The following is a 25,120-nucleotide window of genomic DNA, read 5'->3' as shown; positions in this document are numbered from 1 at the left end:
CCGGACGTTATCTCCCGCACCCTTTCATTTTTTATCGCTGAGCCTTTCGTAGGCCCCCTTTATCTTTTCGTAGTCGCTTTTCGTGAAGGTGCACTCCTTTATGCAGACCGAACAGCCTAGCGTCCTGGAGAATACCACGGCGCACCTCTTGTAGTCCACGTGCACCTCCGCCCCGTTCTCAAGGACTTTGGGCTTAAGGTAGATTGCCTGGGCAGGGCATGCCCTAACGCAGGCGTTGCCGTGGTCGCAGAAATCGAGAATCCAGGCGTGCTCTTTCGCCCCTCCGTCCGTGTAGTGGAGCTCAAGGTCGGTGTAGACAGCGGTGATTCTCACGCTCGGCCCGTACTCCGGGGTTATCAAGAGTCCGTGCTTCCCAATCCCCCCGAGGCCGGCCTTCTGGGCCAGCAGGGGAAAGTTTGTGCTTCCCCCAACGGCCGGATCGGGCTGGGCTCTGTAGCCCCTCTCCCTCAGCCACTCCGCTATCCTGTAGGCCGCTTTGGTGAGGCGGTAGTATGTCCTCCACACCTCGATGCCCGCTCTAACGCCGGGGGCCTTTGAGATCTCGCCCTTCCTCATCTCGCCTATCAGCACTATGGCGTTCTCGAAGAGCACGGCCCTGTTGGAGAAGACCCGCTCGGGGGTTAGCTTCGTGTAGCCGACCTTTGAAACACCGAGGGATTTTGCATAGCCCTCAAGCTCCTCGAAAAACTTATCTCCTGCTTTCTTCCTGCCCCGCCGGGGGTTTCTCTTCACGCTTGTGACGCATTTTCTGGAGTAGTAGGCGGTGCCAATGAGGTAGGGCAGGACGAGGAGCATCTTGAGAATGTGAATCCCTGGCTTACCATATAAAGCGACCACCTCGGGCACTAGCCGGCCCTCTGGAGAATTGGGGAAGTTCTCGAAAGCCGGCTTTACGTCAGTGAATTTCCTTACGTCCGGAAAGACGGTATAGACAAACCTTCTCGCGAGCTCTGCCTTGAGGCTCATAAGGACCCACCTTCAAGGGACTGTGGAGAGGAAAGAATAAAAGGATATTGTAACTACTTCGGTTACATAAATTTTATAGTTCTGCATCGGATCCAAGATTAAGGGTGGTATCATGGAGTACATCAGAGACCTTGCGAGTGTGAGAAAAGAGGACGTTAACATAGCGGGCGGGAAGGGGGCGTCCCTCAGTGAGCTGGTGAATTCAGGCTTCCCCGTGCCAGAGGGCTTCGTGATAACAACTCACGCTTATGATGCATTCATCAAAAGAACAGGGCTTGAGGAAATACTCAGGGAAGCTCTCAAAAAGAGGCCAGTTGAAGTGGAGAGGATCCAGAAAGCGTTTCTGGAGGCCGAAATACCCGGTGATGTGGCCAACGAAATCATAAGGGCCTACGAAAAAATGGGTTTCCCATCCGTCGCGGTTCGCTCCTCTGCAACGTCCGAAGACCTTCCGAACGCCGCGTTCGCCGGCCAGCACGAGACTTTTCTCAACGTAAAGGGAAAGGAAGAGCTTCTCAACGCTGTTAAGAGATGCTGGGCGTCACTGTGGAGCAAAAGGGCCATAGAATACCGGGAGAAGATGGGCATTCCCCACGAATCAGCCAAGATGGCCGTTGTTGTGCAGAGGATGGTCAGGGCAGAGGTTTCGGGTGTTATGTTCACGGCCAATCCCGTTACTGGAAGGAGGGACGAGGTGATCATAAACGCCAGCCCCGGTCTCGGTGAGGCCATTGTTTCAGGAGTGTGGTTACTCCCGACCATTACGTTCTCAGAAAAACGCGGTTTGGATGGAAGGTTGTTGAAAAGCGCCCCGGAAGAAGAGAAGTTGTGATAGGGGCTGGAAGGAAGAAAAGCATAAAACCCGGAGAACCGGTACTCACCGAGGGTATCCTGAAAAGGCTGGCCAAACTCGGGGTAAAAATTCAGGAACATTTTGGCAGGCCTCAGGACATTGAGTGGGCGATGGAGGCAGGAAAAATTTTCATCCTCCAGGCCAGGCCGATAACCACCCTGCCTGAGCCCCTGCCACGGATGGGCAGGCTTACAAGAACGCTGATAAGGACGCTGGCCGAGATCGTGCCCGAAAGACCGTACCCAATGGACCTTGAATGGATAAGGGCCCTGTTTTCAAACGCTGTGGGCAAGGTTGCGCGCTACTTTGGAATGGGCGTTCCGACTATAGACGAGATATTCGTTATAGAAGATGGGATTGCGGTGGAAGTTAATCCCCGTTTCAGGGTGAGACCCACACTCCGCATTCTCGGAGCGCCCCTTATAGCCCTCTGGCTTGCACTGAAATACAAACCACTGGAATGGGAAAGGGGTCCTCTCCTGAATGAATACCTGCACAGGATTGAGGCCATAAACTCCAAAGATTTTGAAAACCTCGATATGGGGGAGCTTAAAAGGGACTTAAAGGACCTTCTCTCAAATCTATCCCTAATCGGGGAGATTAGAAAACACTATCTGCCCGGCATTGCCTTCTCGTACCTTAAAGTGCGCCTCATGCTGAAGCTCGCCCGCATGGATGAACACGCCTCAACTCTCCTCTTTACCTGTGTGGACACAAAGGTTACCGAAGCCAACAGAGAGCTTGAAAAGCTTGCCCAACTCGTCAGAAGCCAGCCCGAGCTAAGAGCCCTCTTTGAGAACCACGAGCCCGGCGAGATACTAAAACGCCTTCCAGAAATCCCAGTGGGGAGGGAGTTTTTGAAAAGGTTCTGGAGGTTCTTGGAGAAGTACGGCCACAGGGAAGCCGCAGGTTCCGCTTTAATATCCCGCGGAACGTGGAGTGAAAACCCAGAGGTTGTAATAGGAATCATAAAGGGACTCTCCGCGGCTGAGCTTGGAAAAAACGAATCTTGCAACAGGTTCCAGGAGGTACTCGATAGGGTTCTCTCGGGTTCGTTCCTTGGAAGGTGGCCCTTCAGGAACTCCTTCCTGAGAAGCCTTGAAAACGCCCGCCAGCTCCACAGACTTCGTGAGAACACGAGGTTCTACGCGATGAAGACAATACCCGGGGTAAAGAGGATTTTAAAGCACGTCGGCGAGCGGTTGAGCAGAGGAGGGGCACTCGATAGCCCTGAGGACGTGTTTTACCTTACCGTTGACGAGCTTGACGAAAGAATTGGAGAGCTCAAGAAAAAGGTTCAGCGGAGAAAGAAGAGATGGGATGAGCTTAAGAACAGGCCCTTCATTAACCCTCAGTTGCTCCTGGAAAGTACCGGAAAAGGAGAGGCTGTACTGAGAGGACTCCCGGGAAGTCCTGGAATTGCTGAGGGAACTGTGAAAGTGATAACAAACCCCTCAGAGTTCCACAAGCTCAAACAGGGGGACATACTTGTGGCTCCCTACACGACTCCCGCATGGACTCCCCTGTTCAGGCTCGCGGCAGGAGTTGTCGTTGACACCGGTGGGCCACTGTCCCATGCTGCCATAGTTGCAAGGGAGTACGGAATCCCGGCAGTTATGGGGACTGGGAGTGCAACAAAGGTTCTTCGAGACGGCATGAGAGTAAGGGTTGACGGAACGAGGGGACTGGTTTTCCTCCTGGAGGAGTGAAAAATGGACTTTGACGGCTTCTTTACTGTTCCTAACCACCATCATCCTAATCTCGCAGATGCGTGAAGTAATTAAAGGATGAAAACAAAAACCAAAAAGTGAGTGGTAATGCTTGACGACAAACTCCTCAAAAACCTCATGCGCCTCGGCCTGACGGAATACGAGGCGAGGGTCTATGCCACCCTAGCATTGCTTGGTCCATCAAAGGCGAGCGAAGTCGCCAGAGAAAGCGGAGTTCCAAGACCGAAGGTCTACGATGTCCTCAAGGGGCTTCACAAAAAGGGCTTCGTTGACATCAGTGAGGGAAAGCCGGCATTCTTCCGGGCGGTTGAGCCAGAGAAAGTCATAGCGGCCTTAAGGGATGAGTACATAAAGTCGGCGGAGGAAGTCATTGTCTCACTTAAGAGCGGGAAGAAAGGAGAGGAGGAGTGGTCCCCGGTCTGGTACCTTCAGGGAGAGTGGAACATCAGAGGGAAGGGGGAAGAGCTCATAATGAGGGCCGAAAAGGAAGTTATGGCGGCTTTTACGGAGGGGAGGTTCTCCCGAAAGTTCGCGAGGGCCTTGAAGAAGGCTAGAGAGCGTGGTGTTGATGTCAAGGTTATCCTCCCTCAGGGCGGGAAGACGCCAAAGGCCCTTGAAGGGCTTGAGGTGGCAAAGGTGAACCTCAAAAACCTTAACGAGGCTGGCGACTTCAGGGACTCCCTCGCCCGGTCGCTGTTTGGAGGAGAGACATACGCCCCCAAAGCACTCCTAATTGCGGATTCGAGGGAATCCCTAATGATCTATGAAGAGGCCGGCTTCCTGAAAGGAATCTTGGTGACTATGCCCTTTATTCCAACGTTCCAGCGCATCGTACTCTTGCACCTCATTAGAGAAAAGCGTTGAATTCACAACAGCTATTGCATGATAACCAGCAACACCGAAAAAGCCTAAGTACTCCAGGACAAATATTGAGTGGGAGTTCCGATGCCAGCCACCGCTAGGGAAAGCCCAAAGAAACTTCAAAGATACGTCTTCTGGTTAATCCTTGGGGCGCTGTCAACTTACTTCGCCGAGGTCGTGACTGCCTCGACGCCTTTCCCGTTCTTCACTCCCTCGGGAATCCTCGTGACCTACCCCTTCTACACCCTGAACGTACTGGTTTTTTCACATATAGCCTTTCGGAAGAGGAAAGTTGACCTCTACACCCTTTTTCTTGCCGGCCAACTCTTCGGGCTTTTCGAGGCTTACGGCACTAAAATGCTCTGGAGCCCGGGCTGGGGCATGGAACCAAAGTTTCTCGGAATCTCTGTTGTCCCGTTTCTTTTACTCGTGTTCTTCTGGCACCCCCTCATGTCGTTCACCCTCCCCTTGGTGCTCAGTGAGGCCTATCTCACGGACTCCCGCGAAATACTCTCCGGGTTCCCGCCCAAGATTCGAGCCATTCTTGAGAGAAGGGCACTTAGAGGGGGTCTCTTCCTATTCTTTATATACACCTGCGCGATCAATCAGGCCGTCAACTCCCCCTCAAAGCTGGTCTCCCTGCTCTCCCCCTCCCTCTCGTGGGCACTCATAGTCTCGGTGGTGTGGTTATGGAGGCGAAAGGGCCTTAGTCTGGGTCTCAGAGAGCTTTTACCCACAAAACGGGAGATTTTGGTTATCTTTCCCTTTTTCTTCCTGATGTACGCCCTGCTCGGATTTTATCTGTTCCCCGGGGGTCTGCCCCCGCTGAGGGAGCAGGTGGGAGTGTGGATTCTGTACCTGTTCTTTGGAACCCTTCTTTACCTCGACCTCAAATCGCCCCACTCAGAGAGGTCAGAACCTCTCCCGGAGGTCCCTTGGAGGGTTTTTGCGTTCTTGGGATTTGTGGTTGCGTTTGCCTCTTATTTGCTACCAAAATCCGTGCCCCTGGTAGTCATCTCCTGGGTTCCGGGTGTTGCCCTTGGGATTTTCCTTTTCTGCTGCGCCGTGGGGAGAACACTTAAAATTCTCCCGAACCATAAAGGGTGATCGAGATGAAGCCGCAAAAAAGATACGCCTTCTGGTTCATTCTCGCTTCCCTTTCGGCGCTCTTCGGCGAGGTAGCACTGGGAGCGACCCTTTATCCGTTCTTCTCTCCCTGGGGTATTCTCGTCATTCTTCCACTCTACGGCCTCCACGCGCTCGTTCTGGCGTCCATAGTTTACCGCTTTGGGAGGCCGCGCTTCGAGACGCTCTACCTCGCGGGTGTTATCTTTGGTCTCTATGAAACGTACATCACGAAGATAGTGTGGAATCCCGACTGGGAGTCTCCCATCCAGGTGGGAGGGATCAGCGTCCTTGAGCTCCTCGTTGTGGTATTTTTCTGGCACCCGTTCATGTCCTTCATGATGCCCCTCGGGGTGGCCGAGCTGATGACATCGGGGAGAAATCTACTCCCGAAGTTTGTTTTAAAGCGGCCCCTGCTCTTTGCTTTCATCCTGGGGGTCCTGGAAAGCTCAAACTCCCCGTCACCGCTCCACTCTTTCCTGTCCCTCACATCTACACTAACGGTAGTTCTCCTCCTCGTGCGGTGGTGGAGGAGGCACTATGAGGGAGAAGACCTGGACAACCTCCTGCCCACCGTGGGGGAGTTGAAGGCTCTCATCCCTCTCCTCCTGATGTATTACGTTGTCCTCGGCTTGGGAATAAAGAGGGAAGCAATACCAGGGGTTGGGCCTCAGGCCTTCATCTGGTTTCTCTATGCCCTCACGGGCTTTCTCCTTTACAGGGCACTCAAGAAGTCAAGGGGAGCAGAGGTGGATCGTATCGTTGCTCCCTCCTTGAGAGGGCTGGCCGTGTTTTCAGCCGTCTGGACTCTCTCGGGGGTTGCTTTCTCCACCATGGAGCTCTCCATCCATGAGCTGAAGTACGTGATAATTGCAGCCCTCTGGCTCTCTGGAGCCGTGATCGGGCTCGTAAGTTTCTTCAGGAGCACCAGATGGGCACTGACAAAATGAGATACCTTTTTATAGGTCAGTGGGTTATATAGTGGAGGTGTTAAGTATGGCAATTATGAGGCTCTGGCACGGCAGAGTGCCGAGAGAGAAGGGCGACGCCTACGAGCGCTTTCTGGTGGAGAGGGCCGTCCCGGACTACGGCTCGGTTGATGGCCTCCTGAAGCTCTACTTCACGAGGAGGGACGAGGAAAACGAGACCCACTTCCTTCTCGTAACCATCTGGGACTCGTGGGAGTCAATAAGAAAGTTCGCCGGCGAGAACCCCGAGCTGGCCAAGTACTATCCGGAGGACGACGAGTTCTTGCTGGAGAAAGAAAAATATGTTCAGCATTACTGGATTTTCTACGAAAAAGTGATGGGAGGATGCGAAAGCGATATAAAACAGAAAAGACAATAATGAGTTAATCCGAAAACTGCCCTTAGGTGATTATCATGGGACTAATAGAGGATAAGGCCTTAGTGGAGGCTGCCCTGTTTGTTGCGGGACGACCGTTAAGTGTTAAAGAGCTTTCCAAGGCCCTTGGGATTAAGTCTCTCGACTATCTCGAAAAACTTATTGAGCTTATAGCGGCCGAATATGCTGAGAGGAAAAGCGCCATAGAAGTTGTAAGGGTTCTCGGCGATAAATACGTGATGCAGGTTAAACAAGAATACTCCCAGAGGGTTATTCATCTCATGCCAAAGCCCGATCTAAGAACTGGAGAGCTCAAAACTCTCGCTTTGATAGCTTACCTCCAGCCAATAGAGCAGAGCAAACTGGTAAAGCTCAGGGGAAGCCAAGCTTATGAGCACATAAAACACCTATTGGAAATGGGCCTCATTTATGCAGAACCCTATGAGAGGACTAAAATCCTTGGAACAACCCAAAAGTTTGCAGAACTCTATGGATTTCCAGAAAACGACCCATTGATAATAAAGGAAGCCTTTAAAAAGGTTGTTCATGCCGAATATTCCGACTTGATAGCAAAAATAGAGAAGCAACAAGAAGAGAAAAACGTGGAGTAGTAATTTCTTATACCCCTCGTTTTTCTTTTTCTGCACTATGAAGAAATTTTAAGGGTCTATTGAAGATTCAAAAACTTTAAATACCTGTTCTGCGAATTACTATTCAGGTGAGTGTATATGACGGTTATAACAAAAGAGGAGATTGTGAATAGGATAAGGAAAAAAACGGGCATGAGCCTAAAGGAAATAGAGCGTAAAATCAAGGAGATAGCTCAGACTAATGAAATCTCCGAACATGCAGCCGCGCTTCTTTTGGCAGAGCAGCTAGGAGTAGAAACTGAAGAAGAGGAACCCACTCTAATTCATATATCCGATTTGGTTCCTGGAATGAGGAACATAAACGTGGTCGGTAGAGTTTTGCGCAAGTATCCTGTTAGAGAATACACTAAAAAGGATGGCTCAACGGGAAGAGTTGCTGCTCTTTTAATTTACGATAACACTGGAAGAGCAAGAGTTGTTTTGTGGGATTCCGAGATTGCAAAGTATTATAATGAAATCCAGCCCGGTACAGTGGTCAAGATCATAAATGCAGATGTGAGGGAAAGCCTAAGAGGCCTTCCAGAGCTTCATGTTAACTTCAGAAGCAGAGTTATAATAAACCCTGAAGATCCAAGGGTCAAGGAAATCCCACCAATTGAGGAAGTCAGGAGCTACAACTACACTAGAAAAAGTATAGGGGACTTAATGGGTGGAGAAAAGTTTGTCGAAGTTAGGGGTACAATAGCGAAGCTTTACAGGGTTATAGCTTATGATGCATGTCCTCAATGTAGACGAAAAGTGGACTACGACCCAGCAACGGAGACTTGGGTGTGTATAGAGCACGGTGAGATTAAACCTATAAAAGCTACCATACTGGACTTTGGTCTCGATGACTCAACAGGCTACATAAGAGTTACCCTCTTCGGAGACGATGTAGTGGAGATTCTTGGGGCTGAGCCGGAGGACATTAGTGAGAAGCTTAAAGAGCTTGTAAACTCTGGATTAACCATGAGAGAGGCTGGAAGAAAGTTGGCAGAGGAAGAGTTCTACCATGTTCTCGGAAAAGAGATAATCATCAGGGGAAACGTCGTTGAGGACAGATTCTTAGGGCTTATATTGAAGGCCTCCTCATGGGATGAGGTTGAGTACGAAAGAGAAATTGAAAAGGTCAGGAGAGAGCTCTTGAAGGAGGTAGAGTGAGATGGAAGAGGTTCCCCAAGTTAGAAGGAGAAAACCTGCGGTTGAAAAGAAAATTGCAGATATAACCCCAGAAGATGTTAGGGTTTCACTGGTCGGTAAGGTTGTTAAAGTTGACAAAATAGACTATATCTTTTGGCTTGATGACGGGACTGGAGTGATTGCGATTGAATGTGAGGAAAATATCTTGCCAAAAATTGGACAAATGGTTAGAGTTATCGGCAGAGTCATTAGGAATGAGAAGGTGCACATCTACGGAGAGGTGGTTCAAGATTTCAGCAATGTAAATCTGGAATACCTTGAGGAAATTCAAGAACTCGAGAAGAAACTCTTGCCCAAACTTGAAAACGCTCTTGTGTGGTGGTTAGAATGAAAAAGAGGCTACCTTCAACAAGGGTTTATATAAAGGATATCTTGGAGGGGTTTTATGTTAAGAGCGAGGGGGACTTTGAACCAAATTATCTTATCACAAAGGATGCAAGAAAGGTGTATAGGGCAAAGATAGTGGGAACTGTAGTTAGAGAGCCCATAATTGCGGAAGATGAAACTTATGGAAAATTCCAAGTAGATGACGGAACTGGAGTGATATGGGTTCTTGGATTTAGAGACGACACAAAGTTTGTTCGCCTGGTAAAGAGGGGGGACATGGTTCAGTTAATTGGAAAAATAGCCGAGTGGAGAGATGACAAGCAAATACTAGTCGAGGGAGTTAGCAAAGTTGATCCCAACATGTGGATACTGCACCGATACGAGGCACTTAGAGACAAAGTTGAGCACATCAAAAAAGCCAGAACAGCGTTTGAGATATACAATACATATGGAATTACCGCAAAGGCTAAGGTTATTGCAAAGAACAAGGGGATAAGTGAAGATTTGCTCACTACAATAGATGAGCTTTACAGCATAATAATGGAACAAAAAGCCGAAGAGGCAGCTTTTGAGGAGGAACTGTTTGAGGAAGAATCTGCAGAAGTTAGTAAAGAACTTGAAGAGGTCAAGAAGGCCGTGTTAGAGATACTTAGATCAAAGGGCACTGCAGTTTCATTGAAGTTCATCCAGAGAAAGCTTCAAGATAAGTACGATCCGGAGACAATTGAGGACGCAGTTAGGGTCCTTCTTGCGGAAGGAGAAATTTTTGAGCCTGAGGTCGGTTATTATCAAATACTCGAATAGCCTTTTCTTTTAAATTTTATTAAAAAAGAAGATTAATATTGTTCTCTCATTGTCCTAATTACCGGGTCGTAGATTAGGGTTGAAGTTATTCCATCTATAAGTCTATAGAACTCGTTTTTGCCCTTCTCTAAGTCCATGCTCTCTATCTTTAAAAGCTCGCACTTGTTGCCCAGTATCCATCTTCCAAGCACGATCTTTTCTCTTCCATCCTGCTCGATATCTATTCTTATAACTCCGTAAGGGATATCTGCAGTCCACCAGTTAGCTTTAAACATAATCTGCCAACCAAGCTCTTCTAAGATATTGGCAAGTCTGTCCATAGTTTCCCCAGGGCCGTAGGGGGTTTTGAATGTGATGACCATCCACAATTCCTTATCAGATAATTTATCTTTGATCTGCTTCTTAAATTCCATGTTCTCACACCTCCTTTGTCAATGATCCTAACAAAAAACTGAATACAGCTAAATAAATGGCAAGCTTTAACTTTCTTTGAACTTTCCCAGCAGTAATTGGGGAGGGGTCTTTTAAAATTTCGTATGAGGAGAATAAGATTATCCCGTCTACGGCTATTATCGGGAGGTATCCAAGGCCAATTCCAGCTTTCACTGGTAAGAATGAAGCGATTACAGTCGCAATACTAAATAGAACACCGAGTTTTGAGGATTTTTCAACTCCCCAAACGATAGGAAGGGTTTTAGCTCCATGGGCTTTATCGCCCTCAACGTCCTCTACATCCTTAAATATCTCCCTCGCGACGTTCACTAAAAATGCGCAAAGTGCAAGATAACCGGCAAGACCAATTTTACCTACAGCAATAGCTCCATAAAGAGGGGTAGCTCCCGTAAGGGTTGCTACTGCAAGATTCCCAACAAGGGGTGTGGGTTTGAGCTTCCAAGCGTAGAGGTACATCAGGAGATATGCTCCAAGGGCAAAGAAAAATGCCCCCAGATTAAGCATATATGCTATCAAAAGCCCCAATGCCGCTAAACATACTCCATAAATGAGGGCAACTTTTCTTGATAGTGCTCCTCGGGGAAGTGGTCTGCTGGGCCGATTGATTTTGTCGATCTCATAATCAAAATAATCGTTGATTATATTGCCCCAGCTACACCCCAAGAATACCACAAGAAAAATCATCAAGCTTTTTTCATAGCTGGGAAGACTACCTAACGCCACGGTAGCGCCTAAAATTCCAACTAGGCCTGCCACAATACAGTTAGCTGGCCTTAGAATTTCCAAGAACCCTTTAAGTTCCATTAGGCACACCTAATATTAAAATGGTTAAGCGGTTAAAAACCTTTCTCTAAAGGGCATCCCTGTTTAAAAGTCCAAGCTCCTCTCCATCTTCCCTTACTCTGATTCTCCCAAACCTTATTTCAACGGCATTTTTAACTTCGTTTTCATTTAAAGGCGTTAGCACATGGGCTTTGAGCTCTTTAAAGTTTATTAGCTTTAGAATCCCAAGCCCCAGGCAAAAACCGTCTTTGTCTATAAAACCAATAAGGAGATTGCTCAGATTCTCCAGGTCTACTGCATTCATGGCATTTTTATCAAAATTTCTCGGGAAACTTCCGACATCTGCCTTTACAACAAAATACTTGCTGGCAATTTTTCTCCCATGAAAGATGAGCCATCTAAATAGACTCTCTAGGATATTTCTTTCCTCTTCGCTTATCTCCCTTCCCTGAAACATCAGGGTGCCACTGATGTAAAACTTTCGAAGGTCTAAAATGTGTTCTTTGGAGTTTTCGAAGTATTTTTTCCACTTTTCTTTTCTTATCTTCCTTCTTTCCTCCCTTGTATGGAGCTTTGCATTTTCACTGATTACCAGTCTAATCACTCTTGTTTTGTTTTCAAAAGGTCTAAGGATGTCCTCAAGCTCATCTTTTCTTTGTAAAGCAAGTATCAAATCCGGCTTAACGACCTCTATTTTCATTCTTTTTAGCTCAACTCCGGAACCATGCACTAAACCAGTAGTGTCTATTATAATAATCTCAGCTCTTCTCTCCATAGCTTCATTCACAAGGAGCTTAACTCCAGTTACCATTTCCCCAAAAAACTGATTTGGGGTTATTGTGCCGACAAAATAGTGCTTTACAGGCTTTATTTCCTCCATTGATGTAAAAATGTTCTCGGGAAGTCCAAGACTTATGAGGCCAGGAGGCAAAATGCCTTTTTGGCCGATATCACTGTCCACAATTGCTACTCTAAATCCTTGGGAGAGAAGTTCATTAGCTAGAAACACAGTTAGAGTTGTTTTCCCACTATCAACCCCACCTAATATCATAACCTTAAGGGGCTTTTTCTCTTCTTGGATGATCTTGAGGACTTCGTTTCTATCTTCTGGAACTTCCTGTGTGTATTTCGCCTTATTCATGATTGAAAGTAAAAAGAAAACAATTAAAAAGTTAACCCCCAGAATCTATGGGGGACTAAGTAGCGGAATCAATTTACAAAGACCAAAAGATTTATTAAACTATTAAACCTAATAGTTTGTGATTGCAAAACAAACAAAATGAGGTGGTAAAAAATGAATACCGAAGCCACACTTACATCAAGACAAGTGGAATTGCTCAAAAAGCTTTACAAAGAGGGAAAAACCATAGAAGTGCATACTGTTGAAAAAACCCAAGATGAAATAGCTGAGGAATTGGGAATAACGAGACAAGCCTTAAGCAATCATCTCAAAACCCTCAAGGAGCTTGGATATATAAGAACGGGCAGAGGGTTTATAGACCTCACTGACAAAGCATTGGAGTTTTTGGGTGAAAAGAAAGGAGATGTGTTCATTTTTGTCAGAATTGAACCTACGAAGAGAAAATCCGTTTACGATGCAATCAAAAAGCTCAAAGTTAAGCGCGTTTACAGGGTTACTGGCGACATAGATCTTATTGTTGAAGCAGATAAAACCAGACTTGATGAGATACTTGAGGAAATAGCCTCCCTTGATGGAGTTAGGGAGACAATCACCCACGTTGTTCTCGAGACTCTTTGATCTTTTCTTCTATCAATTTTCTAAGCTGGTCTAAATTTGTCCCAAATTTTGCAGAGATTGGAACAAAGGTATCTTTGTAATCTTCCCACGTTCCATTGAGCCCAAATTTCTCTATGAGACGATTTATGGTTGCATTTAAGTTTTTCACTTTGTCCATCTTGTTAACTGCGACTATGGTTGGTATGTTGAGTTCCCGGAGAAACTGGAAGAACTCGACGTCGATGGGTATTTCCCCTCTTTTCTCCCATCGTTCGATAATTTCAAGAACACTTTTCCCATCCACAACCAAAACCGCAAGCTCAATTTTATCGGCGTTGTCTTCTATAAAGCGCACTATTTCAGTTTTTATCTTTTCTTGAACATGTTTTGGTAATCCACTCATAAACCCAAAACCTGGCATGTCAACTATCGTTTTCCCTCGCCATCCTATTTCTACTGGTTTTCTCGTTACGCCCGGCCTCTTGCCTCTTTTAACATACTTCCCAGTAAGCCTAAATATCAGCGTGCTTTTCCCAACATTTGACCGTCCAACAAAGATTATCATTGACTCTCACCTTTTGACCTTGGAAAGGCTTAAGTAGAGTAACTTCAAAAATCTTTCTTAGGTGAGTGCCATGGAGAGCCAACAGGGGAACCAGCTTGTTAATAAGTTTGTTGTTTCATTGACCGATGGACAGATACTCGGTTATGTGACTGACATTAACGTGGAGGTTGATCACGACCAGTTTTATTTCATTCTAAAAATCAAGCCCTTGGAGAACATAAGCAAGAGCGGTGAACTCCAGCCCGGCATGTTCTCAAGTGAAAGAAAGATAAAGATCAAACCCACCGATATTGTCAGCGTTGGTCCAGATGTCATAATACTTGGAAACGGCCAAGTTCCACCAATAAGGGAGATAGAGAGACTTCACAACATAGCATCAGAATATAACGCTTTAGTGAAAGAACTGGAGCACAAGGAAAAAGTTATTGCAGAACTTAAGGAGGAGAATTCAAAGCTGATTAAACAAATTGACGAACTTAGCAGGGAGGTAAAGAGACTTCAGGTTCTTAAAGAAGACTTTGAGCACCTAAAAGAACAGCTTATAAAACAAGAAGGGCAGCTCGAGATGGCAAAAGAATATATAAAGCTCTTGGAAGGGTTAAGGCACGATATAGACCAGATAAAAGCAGACGTTGAGACCCTCATCAAGGGATACATCGAGGACGTCATTAGAAAGATAGTGAATGAAGAGTTAAACGCGAGGGGTTTGAAGAAAACTCTCCTCTAACCAAATATCTGATGACCAAACACATTGAGCAGTATCTCAATAGCCACAAATATCAATACTATTGCTATTGCCCCTTTGGGGCTTATTTTTATTGCCCTTGTGTCTTCATCAAAGAATCTCATCAAACCTGCACCAGTTGGGGGTAAGGTTGTTTTTTCCTTGGCCATTGTCTCACCTCTTGTTGGGAGGATAACCATAAGAATATAAAAAAGTTTTGTTGAAGAAACCTTTTTAAATGAAGCCGCTTAGCCCATGGTGGACAAGGGGTTTACCCAATGAATCCCGCTAATGAACGTGGAGGTGGGAGGAAATGGCAACATTTAAGCTTGTAATATCCGACCCAAAGAGTGGTGTAGCAAAGCAGATTGAAATCACTGGGGCTGAAGCGGATAAGCTAATTGGCCTTAGAATAGGAGACGAGATAGAGGCTAAGGAGTTGGGGCTTAATTTGAGTGAAATCTTTGGAAGTGAAATCCCAGCGGATGTTAAGCTCAAAATAACCGGTGGGACTGACAAGGATGGCTTCCCTATGAGGCCTGACGTTCACGGTCCAAGGAGGGTTAGAATTCTCCTTTCAAGGGGTCCCGGATTTAGGCCTCAAGAAAGGGGAGAAAGAAGGAAGAAAACTGTCAGGGGCAATACAATAAGCCCTGAAATTGCCCAGATAAACGTTAAAATTGTCTATCCATGAAGCTTCCTTCTCCATTCTTTAATCTTTAATCGTCATCGATTAATTTAAAAGTCCTTGTGGTAAGGTTAATAAGGGAGAATAAACCCTTAATTTTGGAGGCGAGGAAAAATGGCAAAGAAGAAGTTTAAGCAGGCTGAGGTTAATATTGGTATGGTTGGTCACGTTGATCATGGTAAGACAACGCTAACAAAAGCTCTAACCGGGATTTGGACTGATACACATAGTGAGGAACTGAGAAGAGGTATTACGATCAAGATAGGCTTTGCCGATGCTGAAATAAGGAAGTGTCCGAGCTGTGGAAGGTATTCTACTTCTCCAAAATGTCCGTATTGTGGTGCTGAAACTGAGTTCGAGAGGAGGGTTTCTTTTATAGATGCTCCGGGACACGAGGCTCTGATGACTACAATGCTGGCTGGAGCCTCTTTGATGGACGGTGCGGTTCTAGTTATTGCGGCAAATGAGCCCTGTCCAAGACCTCAAACGAGAGAGCACTTAATGGCACTGCAGATAGTAGGCAATAAGAACATAATAATCGCCCAAAACAAGATTGAACTGGTAACAAAGGAACAGGCTATAGAAAACTACAAACAGATTAAGGAGTTCATTAAAGGTACCGTAGCGGAAAATGCCCCCATAATACCGATATCCGCCCTTCACGGAGCAAACATAGATGTGCTGATAAAGGCTATAGAGGACTTTATTCCAACACCCAAGAGGGATCCAAACAAACCACCGAGAATGCTTGTTTTGAGAAGTTTTGACGTCAATAAACCTGGAACTCCTCCGGAGAAGCTTGTTGGTGGAGTTATTGGAGGCTCAATTATCCAAGGAAAGCTCAAAATTGGAGATGAAATTGAAATAAGACCGGGGGTCCCCTATGAAGAGCACGGAAGAATAAAATATGAACCCATAACCACTGAGATAGTCTCCCTTCAGGCAGGGGGAAGGTTTGTAGAAGAAGCATATCCCGGTGGATTGGTGGGAGTTGGAACTAAGCTTGATCCCTTCTTGACTAAAGGAGATTTAATGGCTGGTAATGTCGTCGGAAAGCCGGGCAAGCTCCCACCGGTTTGGCGGGATCTTAGGTTAGAGGTGCATTTGCTGGAGAGAGTAGTTGGAACTGAAGAAGAACTTAAAGTAGAGCCGATAAAAAGGAAGGAAATACTCCTTCTCAACGTGGGAACGGCAAGAACAATGGGTCTCGTAACGGGATTAAGCAAAGACGAGATCGAACTCAAGCTCCAAATTCCAATATGTGCAGAGCCTGGAGAGAGAGTTGCAATCAGCAGACAGGTAGGCTCAAGATGGAGGCTTATCGGCTATGGTTTCATAAGGGAGTGATTCTTTCCCTTTTTTGGTGATTTTATGCGCAAGTGGATTGTTATTCCGGACACGAATTTTCTTTTAATCCCTGGCCAGTTTGGGGTTGATATAGTTGGTGAACTCCATAGAATCCTTGATGTAAAGTTTGAGATACTTATTCCGAACGTTGTTCTTGATGAGCTCAGTGTAATAGAACGTAAGGTCAAAGGAAAAGATCTCATAGCTGTTAGAATGGCCAAAAGGCTTGCTGAAAAGTTTAATACTGTGGAAATAGGCAGGTTTGGAGAAAAACCCATAGACCAGCAGATACTTGAGTTTGCACTAAAAACTCCAAATGTGATAGTATGCACTAATGACAAAGCATTAAAGAGAAAACTCCGTGAAAGCGGTATTCCTGTGGTATATTTACGACAAAAAAAGATTCTTGAGCTTGAAGGTATGCTCTCTTAAGGTGGAGAAAGGTATATAACTACGTTTCACCTTAATTCGGCTTAGGTGTTAAATATGCCCTATGTAGAGAGACTGGAGATGAAAGGTTTCAAATCATATGGAAACAGAAAGGTTGTAGTTCCTTTTTCTCGTGGGTTCACAGCGATAGTTGGTGCCAATGGAAGCGGTAAAAGTAACATCGGTGATGCTATTCTCTTTGTTCTCGGCGGTTTATCAGCGAAGGCGATGCGTGCAACAAGGATAAGTGACCTGATATTTGCCGGCACGAGGGAAGAACAGCCGGCCAAATATGCAGAGGTTGCGATATATTTCAACAATGAGGACAGGGGATTTCCAATAGATGAGGATGAAGTAGTCATAAAGCGACGCGTTTATCCGGACGGGAGAAGTGTTTACTGGCTCAATGGAAAGAGAACCAGCAGAAGTGATATCCTCGATTTGTTAAGCGCTGCAATGATATCTCCCGATGGTTACAACTTAGTTCTCCAAGGGGATATAACCAAGTTTATTAAAATGAGCCCAACCGAAAGGAGAATGATAATAGACGAAATTTCCGGGGTAGCAGAATACGATGAGAAGAAAAAGAAGGCTCTGGAAGAGTTGAGGCAGGCAGAAGAAAATTTGGCGAGAGTTGATCTGCTGATTAGAGAAGTGAAAACACAGCTCGACAAGCTCGAGAAAGAAAGGAACGATGCTTTAAGATACTTAGATCTAAAAGAGAAGCTGGAGATAGCTAGGACAACTCTGCTAGTAGGAGAAGTGAAAAGACTTGAAAGCCTAATCGCAGAAAGCCAGAAAAGAGACAAGGAAATTGAGGAAGAAATCGGGGAGATTAGCAAAAAGCTGGAAGAGATTGCAAAGGAGATAATCGAAAAAGAAAGGACCCTTAATCAGATTGAAAGAGAGCTCGAAGAAAAGAGCGAAGATGGCATTCTTGAAGTAACAAGGAAGATAAGTGAAGTTACTTCCAAAATAGAGCTGGCGAAGAGAAACATTGAGATAGCGAATAGGGAAATTGAAGAAAGTCAGAGAAGGCTTATGAAAACGAAGGAAGAACTTAAAGCTGTTTCTGAGGAAATCGAAAAGAGCAAATCTGCAATAGAAAGATGGAAAAAGAGAAAAGAAAAGCTTCTCAAAGAAATACAAGAGAAAGAGAAAGAAAGGAATGAACTCGTTCTAAAGCTGGCAGAGATAGACAAGAACTTCTCAATAGCTAAGGAGGAATTTGACAAAGTTGAAAAGGAACTTGAAGACTCAAAGAAGGAGTACTACCTCAAAGAAAATGAAATAGAAAAGATGAATGATGAAATAGAGAGAATAAAGACCAAGAATGCTCAGTACTCTGCAAAAAGATTGGCGCTTAAGAGTAAGATTGAGGAAACTAAAAAGGAGATCGAGGAGAAGAAATCCAAATTGTCTGAAATAGAAGGCAAGATGGAAAAAATCATCAGCAGGCTAAGAAAACTTGAGAAAGAGCTCGAAGAAAAGCAGCAAAAACTGGAAAAAACCCTTCCCGAGATTAAAAAGGTGAATGAAGAGCTGATAAAGGCCGAAGCGCAGAGAGAAATTAGTGGCAATAAGACCCTTGAGGCATTAAAGAGAGCGGACATCCCCGGGATTTACGGTTCTCTAGCGGAGCTTATAAAGGTCAAGGATGAGAGCTATCTTACTGCGGTTGAAGTCGCCCTTGGCTCTCATGCTGACAACGTGGTTGTTGAGGATGATAAAGTTGCAGAGAAAGCAATAACTTTCCTCAAGAGAAACAAGCTTGGAAGGCTTACGTTCCTTCCGCTAAATAAAATAAGGCCGCGTAAACTGACTGAGACTTCAAAAGGAATTCCCGTTATGGAAGTTATTGAATACAATCCGAAGTTCAAAAACGCTGTTTCATTCGCTGTTGGGGATACTTTGATAGTCACAGATATGAATGAAGCCAGAGAAGTTGGAATTGGGAAAGTTAGGATGGTCACGCTTGAGGGGGAGCTCTTAGAGAGGAGCGGAGCAATCGTCGGAGGATATTACAGACCAAAGGCAAAGCTTGGGATAAACACAGATGAGATAAAGAAACGCTTGGAAGCTCTGGAGAGAGAGAAGGATTCTCTGGAATCCAAGATAAATGCCATCAAAGTTGAGCAGAAGGGACTGGAGAGGGAGCTATTTGAGCTGAGAATGAAAAAGAGCGATCTCTCAAAAGATCTCCAAGTTCTCCAAAAGGAAATGGATAGACTGCTAGGTGAGGACAGTGCATTAAAAGAGGAAATCGAAGAGGGAGAGAATAGAACAAAAGAGCTCGAAAAAATGATTCATCAGACAAAGGGTGAACTTGCAAAGCTCAGCGGAAGAATAGAGAGACTTGAGAGAAAGAGGGAAAAACTGAGAAAAGCACTCGACAACCCAGAGGCAAGAGAGCTCAACCAGAAGATAAGAGAAGTGGAGCATGAGCTGAGTAGCCTTAGGGAAGAGCTCAGCAAAGTTGAATCAAAGCTTGAAAACCTCGATATTAGAATTAACGAGGAGCTAATCCCAAGAAAAGCAGATCTGGAGGAAGAGATTGAGGGGCTTATAAACAGAATAAATGCTTTCAAGGCCAGCATAAGCAAAAATGAAGAGGACATTGCCAAACTACAAGAGGAACTCAAGGAGCTACAAGAAGCGGAGGAAGAAGTAAAAGAGGAACTTAAGCATCTTAGGGATGAGAGGGAGAAAGTTAGGGAGGAAATTTCCCAGTTAAGAAGGAAAAAGGAAGAGCTCAAAGATACTTTACAAAAACTCAGAATTGAGGCAAACTCCCTCAAGATAAAAATCGCCCAGTACGAAAATCTGCTTCAAGAGAAGAACAGAGAGCTTAAGCATCATGATGTTAAGCTTGTTAAGGAAATTCCTCTCGACTTGGAGAAGCTCAGAGAAGAAATAGACGAGATGGAGGACGAGATTAGAAGGCTTGAGCCCGTTAACATGAAAGCCATTGAAGACTATGAAATCGTAGAAAGGCGTTATCTTGAACTCAAATCAAAGAGAGAGAGGCTCGAAGCAGAAAAAGACAGCATTGTTGAGTTTATAAATGAAATAGAGGCACAGAAAAAGAACGTCTTCATGAGAACGTTGAATGCCATAGCAAAGAACTTCTCAGAGCTGTTTGCAAAGCTCTCTCCCGGTGGAGAAGCTAGGCTAATACTCGAAAATCCTGAGGATCCTTTTAGCGGTGGACTCGACATAGAGGCAAAGCCAGCTGGAAAGGAAGTAAAGAGAATAGAAGCAATGAGTGGTGGAGAAAAGGCACTGACGGCATTAGCTTTTGTCTTTGCAATCCAACACTTTAAGCCAGCCCCGTTTTATCTCTTTGATGAAATCGATGCCCACCTTGATGATGCAAACGTAAAGAGAGTTGCCGATTTGATAAAAGAAGCCTCTAAAGACAGCCAGTTCATAGTAATAACCCTCAGAGATGTTATGATGGCCAATGCAGATAAGATCATAGGTGTCTCAATGCGCAACGGGATTTCAAGGGTTGTCAGCCTGAGCTTGGAGAAGGCGATGGAATATTTAGAGAAGGCAAGGGCGAAAAATGCAAACGCAGCAATCTAGGTGAAGGAAAATGGAACACAAAAGAGAAGAAGAGATAACCCCTATTGACATCCTCCTTCAGCTCGTCACAATGGGCAAAGTTGATCCTTGGAACATAGACATAGTTGACCTCACAGAAAAGTACATTGAACGGATTAGAGAAATGCAGGACCTTGACTTAAGGATATCCGCTAGAGCTATTCTTGCTGCTTCAATTCTCCTTAGGATGAAAACTGAAGCCTTGCTCTATGGCAATGGTGAAGAGGAAGAAGAAAAGGAGGAAGAAAGGATAAGGGTTGATGTAGAGCCTTACGTGCCGCCGCTGAGAAGGGTGGAGCGTTATTACACTCTTGATGATCTCATTGAGGCCCTCATGGATGCACTAGAAGAGGCAGAGAAGAAAAAACCCCGGAAGAAAAAGAAAGTTGAGATTGAAGAGGAGATATTCGTTGTTGATGACTTCAGGGTGGATATAGAAAAACACGTGAACAGGCTTTACGCGATAGTCAAAGAGCTCTACGAAGAAACAAAGGAAAAAATACCCTTTTGGGAGCTGATATTTGATCCAACTCCTAAGATAATAGCAAGAACATTCCTTTACTTGCTGTTTTTAGCAAACATGGGCAAAGTTGAGTTAATTCAAGAGGAACCCTTTGGGGAAATATTTGTAATCCCTACGTAGTCCCTCTCTTTCCTTTTTGCAGGTCTGAATGTTATGACGAGCAAAGGCTCTTCTTTTCCAACATAGATAACCCTCTTCTCCCTGTTTATGTAGAAGTAAAAGCTGTCATTAGGAATTTCGTTTAAAAACTTCCGTGGAGTAGTTTTCTTTGCGACCTTCTTGTCTCCCCAAAATACGCACTCGTAGGTCTCTTCAATATCTTTGACTTTCTCAAAAATTTCTGCAGTGGGGAGTTTTCTCCATTCCAGTTTGGAGCACACAAGGGACTTTCTTTTATCCGTGAATATAACGATCTTATCATTAACCTCAATTTTTTCTGCTCCTCTAAGGAAATCCAAAAGAGCCGAGTAAATCTTTTCATATCTTCTGCTTTTTGAAAGGCGTTTGATTATCCTCTCCTTAGCATGGTTTGTGAGTAGCATAAAAACACCAAGAAAAATTTTAATGGTGCCGGGGGCGGGCTTTGAACCCGCGACCTCCCGGTTTCTCAGGCTCCCCCGAAAGGGAGCGGCCCTATGAGCCGGGCGCTCTGACCAGGCTGAGCCACCCCGGCACTTCCGCATATACCTCTCTGTGATTCATTTTTAAATCTTTCGCCTAGGAGGATTAATGTTAAGAAAGTTGAAATTAAGGTGAAGGAGTAAGAGTTAAACTCCCTCTTAAACCCCAAAAAGACGATTAGCAAAAAACTAAAGCGTATGGATGACTCCAGCATTCTTCACATCCCACCTTCCTATTAACTCCTTTTTTTATTTTCCTTGTCTTCCCCTCAGCTCTTAAAGACAACAAATCCCATGAAGCCGTGGATTGACATGTTAAGCTTTCTTCCAGCCCATTTTCCAAATCATTTCAAGGTACATGCTGATTAGGCCAAATTCAAATGCTGCTAAAAGCAATGTTAATGCGGGAAGTTTTTTGACGTTTTCAACTGCCAAATACGCTAGAGGAATGCTTAAGAGGACTCCAACCGTGCTGATGAGTATGATCTCCTTTACAATCCCAGGCAGGGTAACTAAAAGAGGCATACGGTACAGTACGTAGAATGGGTGTTTAACTTGGCCAGTTAGGAACGCTAATATTCCTAAGAGAATGCCAAAAATGGAAGCAAAAATTATGGAAACATCAGATTTTTTTCATTTTGCATCCCCTACTTTGATTCTTTTTCTTTTTATGAAGTGGATGAGGATGCTAAGTGCTCCTGAAGTGGTTGCTACTATGCCGTAGTATCTTAAGGGTATTTTGTTTCCATTAGAGTAGAATGAAGCGAAAATTAAAAGAAGGCCGATCACAAGGACAAGCACCCGAAGAGTTTGCAATGAAGGCACCCCAATCACCTCAATGTCCAGGCGAAAATTCTTTTCTACCACACTTTTTCTCCCACTCTTCACAGCACGCCCATGGAACAGCACCGGACGCAAAGACGCATGCTAAACAACACCACACATCTCCACTAATACAGCAAGTACAAACAGCTCCCTGAGCAAGTCCCGCATAATAAAGACATAGGGTATCCCATTGGAGACATGTATCCCCACAAGCTGAAGTACAAACATACCCACTTGGACATTGAGAGTCATATTCACATACAGTGGAAGTGCATGTCCAGTCCGTAACCATAGGTGTTATTTTTTCTTTGCTTATACCATTATTTTGAATAATCTTTGTTTGCTTTTCTGATATCAATATAACCACGCTATTTTTACGTTCGAGGGGTATTCTGGCTTCTGTAGTCATGCTATCTGTTATTACTAATACCATAGTAGTTTTATTTAGAGGAATTCCGACTACAGTTCTTTTTATTAATTCGCTGTTAATTTTGAGTAAAGATGTCTTAACTATTACTTTCGAAAAATCGAGAGTAGTAATCTTTTCAGAAAACACGCTCTGATTCTGAAGTACTATCAAAGCATTTTTAATGCCTATATCTCTTGTAATCCCTGATGCTTCGGTAAGAGAAATAAGAGCACCTCCTGGTAACCTATTACATTCCCTAGAATATCCTAAAGGAGTAAATTCTGGTTGGCTCATTGCATACGCGGTGTACGCTCCCACTAAAAGTAAAACCACAAACATGCTTAACAATGCACGCTTTCTCATTCTCCCCCCCCAAGCATGAGGAAACCTTCACCAATAATTCGCATTTAAAATATATAAAACTTACGCATAAAGAAAATATACATTATTACAAGAATAATTTGCGCATTACTTTCTAAAGCTATTTAGTAACCACACTAAGCAAAGAACCAAACAAGAATAAATTCCAATGAAATTATGCCAGAAAGCAAACAAGAAAGCAAACTCACAAAATCCTTGACCATCTCAAATTACCGCACGCCATCCCCAGGGTTCTTCTAACTTGCCTGTAACTCAACCCGTGTGAGTACAAGTTTATTACCAACTTTCTTCTTTACTAGAACTTTAATCCAGCAAGAAAGTCTTTAAGACTGAAAACAGACAATTAAAAAAGTTTTTAGGGAAGAACTCTATTTTGTCATGCCTCTTTTTCATTCTTATTGTTTGCATCGTGATAAGTTAGTCTTTCTAAATATCTATGTAATTCTGACAATTATTATGCTAATTTAAAAGTAATGCATAAATACAGTCAAGTACAATATAGAAAAACAAGGGATAAACATGGGGAACATTCCATCACTTATTCGTAGCTGGGTATCCCTCGTACTGATCGCCTTTATGGTAGTCGGATGCATAAAAAGCCCTTCGCAGCCTTCAACAAGTGAAACTTTACAATCGTCTCCTGGATACCATGGGAAAGAACTTTTAGTGACTTCTCTACCTCCCGAGCAAGTTATACAAAAGCTCTTGCCAAATTTGAACTTTTCTTGGCTTCTGGAAAGGGGAGATGAAAGTAACTCTATGCATAGTTATTCTGAAATTCCAAGGATTCCAGAAGTCTTGTTAATTAAAAACGTCACAGCAAATCTTCATGGAGAGGTTGCAACTCCTTTGGTGGAGGATGGAAGAATATTCCTTTCTGATGGTAAAGCGGTTTACGTCTTATCAGAAAGCGGTGAGAAGATATGGGAAGTCTCTATATATGAGAGATTTGATAGATTTGTATCGGCATATGGCCTTGGCAAGTATCTTTTTATTGGAACGACATCATATTTAGACATGGGAAATGGATACCTTCTTGCCCTCGATAAAGATACAGGAAAGATTATGTGGAAACAAGAGTTAAAAGTTGATCCTGAGGCATTATCAAAATCTTCAGTAACATCAAACTTGCTTGTAATAGGGGACAAAATCTTTTTGGGGTCTATAAGAGATGAAGGCTATGTATTTTCTTTTACTCAGGATGGAAAACTTCTATGGAAGACCAAGCTAGGAGGCACTATAAGAGGTCTGGCTTATGGAGAGAACATCCTTTTTGTGACATCTGAACCATTGAAAAATGTTTGGGCCCTTGACGCCGAAAATGGAAAAGTGCTTTGGGTCTACAAGCACGATTCCAGCGTTTCTACTCCAGTGTATACAGACGAAAACCCTATGGCGGAAGGAGGTGAAAAACTATTTTTTATTGATGGCAGGGGCCATCTTGTATCTCTGGACGCTTTGACCGGTAAACTTGAATGGAGAAAAGGAATTGGGGGAGGAAGCGATGTAAACACAAATGCATTTCTTGGAATTGATGGGATTGGCGGGAGAATATATGCCCCACGAGTTATAGGGGAGAGGCCATTAACTCTCCATACAATTGGCTTTGATGGGGAGGTTCTTGGTACATTCCAATTAAAGGAAGATGAAAGGCTTGGAATCCCGTTAATTGCCAGGCAAATTGTAATATTGCCAGTTATTGCCAACAATTACTTCAAGCTCTACTTTCTTTGGAAGGGAGTTAGCAAATTATATGAGTTCAAAATGGAAGGAGAAGAAATTTACATGCCAAAGGTGGCAGTTGGTTCGGGAAAAGTGTATGCAGTATTTTCTTATGATAGAATGCACCAGGTGCTGGTGGTATTTGGGGACACCAAAAAACCTGAAATAAAAAATGTGGAAGAGAAAGAACACGATGGAATTTGGGAGGTGAAGGCCCTAGCCCAGGATGAACAAAGCGACATCTACATGCTTGTAATCGCATATAAAGAGGGAGAAAATTGGCATTACGTAGAAATGGAGCTTTCAAGGAGGTACGTTATGGAGCCTATTGGAGGATATGGGTTTAATGAAGAAGAATATGTGGCAACAATCCCGACTCGAGAATACCTTTTGATCTGCATAGATAATGTTGGGAATTATGTCTTGTGGAGGAGCTAACTCTCTTTC

General features: G+C 44.4%; 28 protein-coding genes and 1 tRNA gene. 18 read left to right on the top strand and 11 right to left on the bottom strand.

Translation table 11 applies throughout. The features are described 5' to 3' along the window. Window positions 1-24: 24 nt before the first annotated feature. Window positions 25-987, bottom strand: coding sequence for a 4Fe-4S dicluster domain-containing protein (locus ACZ5NL_RS02190; RefSeq protein WP_464842709.1), 963 nt, complete (start codon window positions 985-987; stop codon window positions 25-27). Between the two features lie 112 nt (window positions 988-1,099). On the opposite strand from ACZ5NL_RS02190, the gene ACZ5NL_RS02185 reads away from it, so the two are divergent. The 10 genes from ACZ5NL_RS02185 (at window position 1,100) to ACZ5NL_RS02140 (ending at window position 9,860) form a co-directional block, all read left to right on the top strand. Continuing rightward, a complete protein-coding gene (locus ACZ5NL_RS02185; protein WP_464842708.1) occupies window positions 1,100-1,819 on the top strand; it encodes a PEP/pyruvate-binding domain-containing protein in 720 nt (239 codons plus the stop codon). Further along, entirely contained in the window at window positions 1,732-3,549 is a 1,818-nt protein-coding gene (locus tag ACZ5NL_RS02180; protein WP_464842707.1) for a PEP-utilizing enzyme, read from the top strand. Before ACZ5NL_RS02185 ends, ACZ5NL_RS02180 begins: the two co-directional genes overlap by 88 nt. Before the next feature lie 108 nt (window positions 3,550-3,657). After that, window positions 3,658-4,434 (top strand): TrmB family transcriptional regulator, encoded by a 777-nt coding sequence (locus ACZ5NL_RS02175; protein ID WP_464842705.1) that lies wholly within the window; start codon window positions 3,658-3,660, stop codon window positions 4,432-4,434. Window positions 4,435-4,515: 81 nt separating this feature from the next. Continuing rightward, entirely contained in the window at window positions 4,516-5,538 is a 1,023-nt protein-coding gene (locus ACZ5NL_RS02170) for a hypothetical protein (protein WP_464842704.1), read from the top strand. Window positions 5,539-5,543: 5 nt separating this feature from the next. After that, window positions 5,544-6,506 carry a hypothetical protein gene (locus tag ACZ5NL_RS02165; protein WP_464843530.1) on the top strand — a complete coding sequence of 321 codons (963 nt, stop codon included), beginning with the start codon at window positions 5,544-5,546 and terminating at the stop codon, window positions 6,504-6,506. Window positions 6,507-6,552: 46 nt separating this feature from the next. Beyond that, window positions 6,553-6,903: an antibiotic biosynthesis monooxygenase gene (locus ACZ5NL_RS02160; protein WP_464842702.1), complete on the top strand. Its 351-nt coding sequence runs from the start codon at window positions 6,553-6,555 to the stop codon at window positions 6,901-6,903. Between the two features lie 35 nt (window positions 6,904-6,938). Continuing rightward, window positions 6,939-7,511 carry an SMC-Scp complex subunit ScpB gene (gene scpB / locus ACZ5NL_RS02155; protein ID WP_464842700.1) on the top strand — a complete coding sequence of 191 codons (573 nt, stop codon included), beginning with the start codon at window positions 6,939-6,941 and terminating at the stop codon, window positions 7,509-7,511. 117 nt (window positions 7,512-7,628) lie between these two features. Next, window positions 7,629-8,690 carry an OB-fold nucleic acid binding domain-containing protein gene (locus ACZ5NL_RS02150; protein ID WP_464842698.1) on the top strand — a complete coding sequence of 354 codons (1,062 nt, stop codon included), beginning with the start codon at window positions 7,629-7,631 and terminating at the stop codon, window positions 8,688-8,690. Window position 8,691: 1 nt separating this feature from the next. Next, window positions 8,692-9,060: a replication protein RepA gene (locus ACZ5NL_RS02145; RefSeq protein ID WP_464842696.1), complete on the top strand. Its 369-nt coding sequence runs from the start codon at window positions 8,692-8,694 to the stop codon at window positions 9,058-9,060. Next, window positions 9,057-9,860 carry an OB-fold nucleic acid binding domain-containing protein gene (locus ACZ5NL_RS02140; RefSeq protein ID WP_464842694.1) on the top strand — a complete coding sequence of 268 codons (804 nt, stop codon included), beginning with the start codon at window positions 9,057-9,059 and terminating at the stop codon, window positions 9,858-9,860. Before ACZ5NL_RS02145 ends, ACZ5NL_RS02140 begins: the two co-directional genes overlap by 4 nt. A gap of 32 nt (window positions 9,861-9,892) precedes the next feature. On the opposite strand, the gene ACZ5NL_RS02135 is transcribed toward ACZ5NL_RS02140, so the two are convergent. From ACZ5NL_RS02135 to ACZ5NL_RS02125, 3 genes are read right to left on the bottom strand one after another with little or no spacing between them, the layout of a single operon-like run. Further along, window positions 9,893-10,273 (bottom strand): ribonucleoside-triphosphate reductase, encoded by a 381-nt coding sequence (locus tag ACZ5NL_RS02135; RefSeq protein WP_464842693.1) that lies wholly within the window; start codon window positions 10,271-10,273, stop codon window positions 9,893-9,895. A gap of 4 nt (window positions 10,274-10,277) precedes the next feature. Further along, window positions 10,278-11,117: a geranylgeranylglycerol-phosphate geranylgeranyltransferase gene (locus tag ACZ5NL_RS02130; RefSeq protein ID WP_464843529.1), complete on the bottom strand. Its 840-nt coding sequence runs from the start codon at window positions 11,115-11,117 to the stop codon at window positions 10,278-10,280. 46 nt (window positions 11,118-11,163) lie between these two features. After that, window positions 11,164-12,237, bottom strand: coding sequence for a Clp1/GlmU family protein (locus ACZ5NL_RS02125; RefSeq protein WP_464842692.1), 1,074 nt, complete (start codon window positions 12,235-12,237; stop codon window positions 11,164-11,166). 153 nt (window positions 12,238-12,390) lie between these two features. On the opposite strand from ACZ5NL_RS02125, the gene ACZ5NL_RS02120 reads away from it, so the two are divergent. After that, window positions 12,391-12,855, top strand: coding sequence for an Lrp/AsnC family transcriptional regulator (locus ACZ5NL_RS02120; RefSeq protein WP_087035410.1), 465 nt, complete (start codon window positions 12,391-12,393; stop codon window positions 12,853-12,855). Here ACZ5NL_RS02120 and engB read toward each other — a convergent pair. Beyond that, window positions 12,827-13,399 carry a GTP-binding protein EngB gene (engB, locus tag ACZ5NL_RS02115; RefSeq protein WP_464842690.1) on the bottom strand — a complete coding sequence of 191 codons (573 nt, stop codon included), beginning with the start codon at window positions 13,397-13,399 and terminating at the stop codon, window positions 12,827-12,829. The genes ACZ5NL_RS02120 and engB overlap by 29 nt on opposite strands. A gap of 70 nt (window positions 13,400-13,469) precedes the next feature. On the opposite strand from engB, the gene ACZ5NL_RS02110 reads away from it, so the two are divergent. Beyond that, a complete protein-coding gene (locus ACZ5NL_RS02110) occupies window positions 13,470-14,126 on the top strand; it encodes a hypothetical protein (protein WP_464843527.1) in 657 nt (218 codons plus the stop codon). Here ACZ5NL_RS02110 and ACZ5NL_RS02105 read toward each other — a convergent pair. After that, the gene (locus ACZ5NL_RS02105; protein WP_004069658.1) at window positions 14,123-14,293 is read right to left on the bottom strand and encodes a preprotein translocase subunit Sec61beta; all 171 of its coding nucleotides are present in this window, start codon (window positions 14,291-14,293) and stop codon (window positions 14,123-14,125) included. The genes ACZ5NL_RS02110 and ACZ5NL_RS02105 overlap by 4 nt on opposite strands. Before the next feature lie 143 nt (window positions 14,294-14,436). Between ACZ5NL_RS02105 and ACZ5NL_RS02100 the strand changes: the two genes are divergently transcribed. The 5 genes from ACZ5NL_RS02100 to ACZ5NL_RS02080 all read left to right on the top strand — a co-directional run bounded on the left by ACZ5NL_RS02100 (window position 14,437) and on the right by ACZ5NL_RS02080 (window position 20,836). Beyond that, on the top strand, window positions 14,437-14,817 hold the full coding sequence (locus tag ACZ5NL_RS02100) for a 30S ribosomal protein S6e (protein WP_464842689.1): 381 nt from the start codon (window positions 14,437-14,439) through the stop codon (window positions 14,815-14,817). A gap of 108 nt (window positions 14,818-14,925) precedes the next feature. Beyond that, on the top strand, window positions 14,926-16,158 hold the full coding sequence (eif2g, locus tag ACZ5NL_RS02095) for a translation initiation factor IF-2 subunit gamma (protein ID WP_464842688.1): 1,233 nt from the start codon (window positions 14,926-14,928) through the stop codon (window positions 16,156-16,158). 24 nt (window positions 16,159-16,182) lie between these two features. Then, window positions 16,183-16,590 carry a PIN domain-containing protein gene (locus ACZ5NL_RS02090; protein WP_464842686.1) on the top strand — a complete coding sequence of 136 codons (408 nt, stop codon included), beginning with the start codon at window positions 16,183-16,185 and terminating at the stop codon, window positions 16,588-16,590. A 54-nt stretch (window positions 16,591-16,644) separates the two neighbouring features. Next, on the top strand, window positions 16,645-20,175 hold the full coding sequence (smc, locus tag ACZ5NL_RS02085) for a chromosome segregation protein SMC (protein WP_464842685.1): 3,531 nt from the start codon (window positions 16,645-16,647) through the stop codon (window positions 20,173-20,175). Between the two features lie 10 nt (window positions 20,176-20,185). After that, window positions 20,186-20,836, top strand: a complete 651-nt coding sequence (locus ACZ5NL_RS02080) for a segregation/condensation protein A (protein WP_464842684.1) — start codon at window positions 20,186-20,188, stop codon at window positions 20,834-20,836. Here ACZ5NL_RS02080 and ACZ5NL_RS02075 read toward each other — a convergent pair. The 5 genes from ACZ5NL_RS02075 to ACZ5NL_RS02055 form a co-directional block, all read right to left on the bottom strand. Further along, window positions 20,794-21,258, bottom strand: coding sequence for a hypothetical protein (locus ACZ5NL_RS02075; RefSeq protein WP_464842683.1), 465 nt, complete (start codon window positions 21,256-21,258; stop codon window positions 20,794-20,796). The genes ACZ5NL_RS02080 and ACZ5NL_RS02075 overlap by 43 nt on opposite strands. Window positions 21,259-21,281: 23 nt before the next feature. Further along, window positions 21,282-21,389: transfer RNA gene (locus tag ACZ5NL_RS02070), tRNA-Met, on the bottom strand. 262 nt (window positions 21,390-21,651) lie between these two features. Then, complete coding sequence (locus ACZ5NL_RS02065) at window positions 21,652-21,861, bottom strand: hypothetical protein (RefSeq protein WP_464842681.1); 210 nt, start codon at window positions 21,859-21,861, stop codon at window positions 21,652-21,654. A gap of 108 nt (window positions 21,862-21,969) precedes the next feature. Continuing rightward, window positions 21,970-22,161, bottom strand: coding sequence for a hypothetical protein (locus ACZ5NL_RS02060; protein WP_464842680.1), 192 nt, complete (start codon window positions 22,159-22,161; stop codon window positions 21,970-21,972). Window positions 22,162-22,171: 10 nt separating this feature from the next. Continuing rightward, window positions 22,172-22,933 (bottom strand): hypothetical protein, encoded by a 762-nt coding sequence (locus ACZ5NL_RS02055; protein ID WP_464842678.1) that lies wholly within the window; start codon window positions 22,931-22,933, stop codon window positions 22,172-22,174. 537 nt (window positions 22,934-23,470) lie between these two features. On the opposite strand from ACZ5NL_RS02055, the gene ACZ5NL_RS02050 reads away from it, so the two are divergent. Then, window positions 23,471-25,111 carry an outer membrane protein assembly factor BamB family protein gene (locus tag ACZ5NL_RS02050; protein WP_464842677.1) on the top strand — a complete coding sequence of 547 codons (1,641 nt, stop codon included), beginning with the start codon at window positions 23,471-23,473 and terminating at the stop codon, window positions 25,109-25,111. Window positions 25,112-25,120 lie beyond the last annotated feature (9 nt).

This window comes from Thermococcus aegaeus (assembly GCF_055393685.1).
This window is presented reverse-complemented; position numbering and strand designations above follow the sequence as displayed.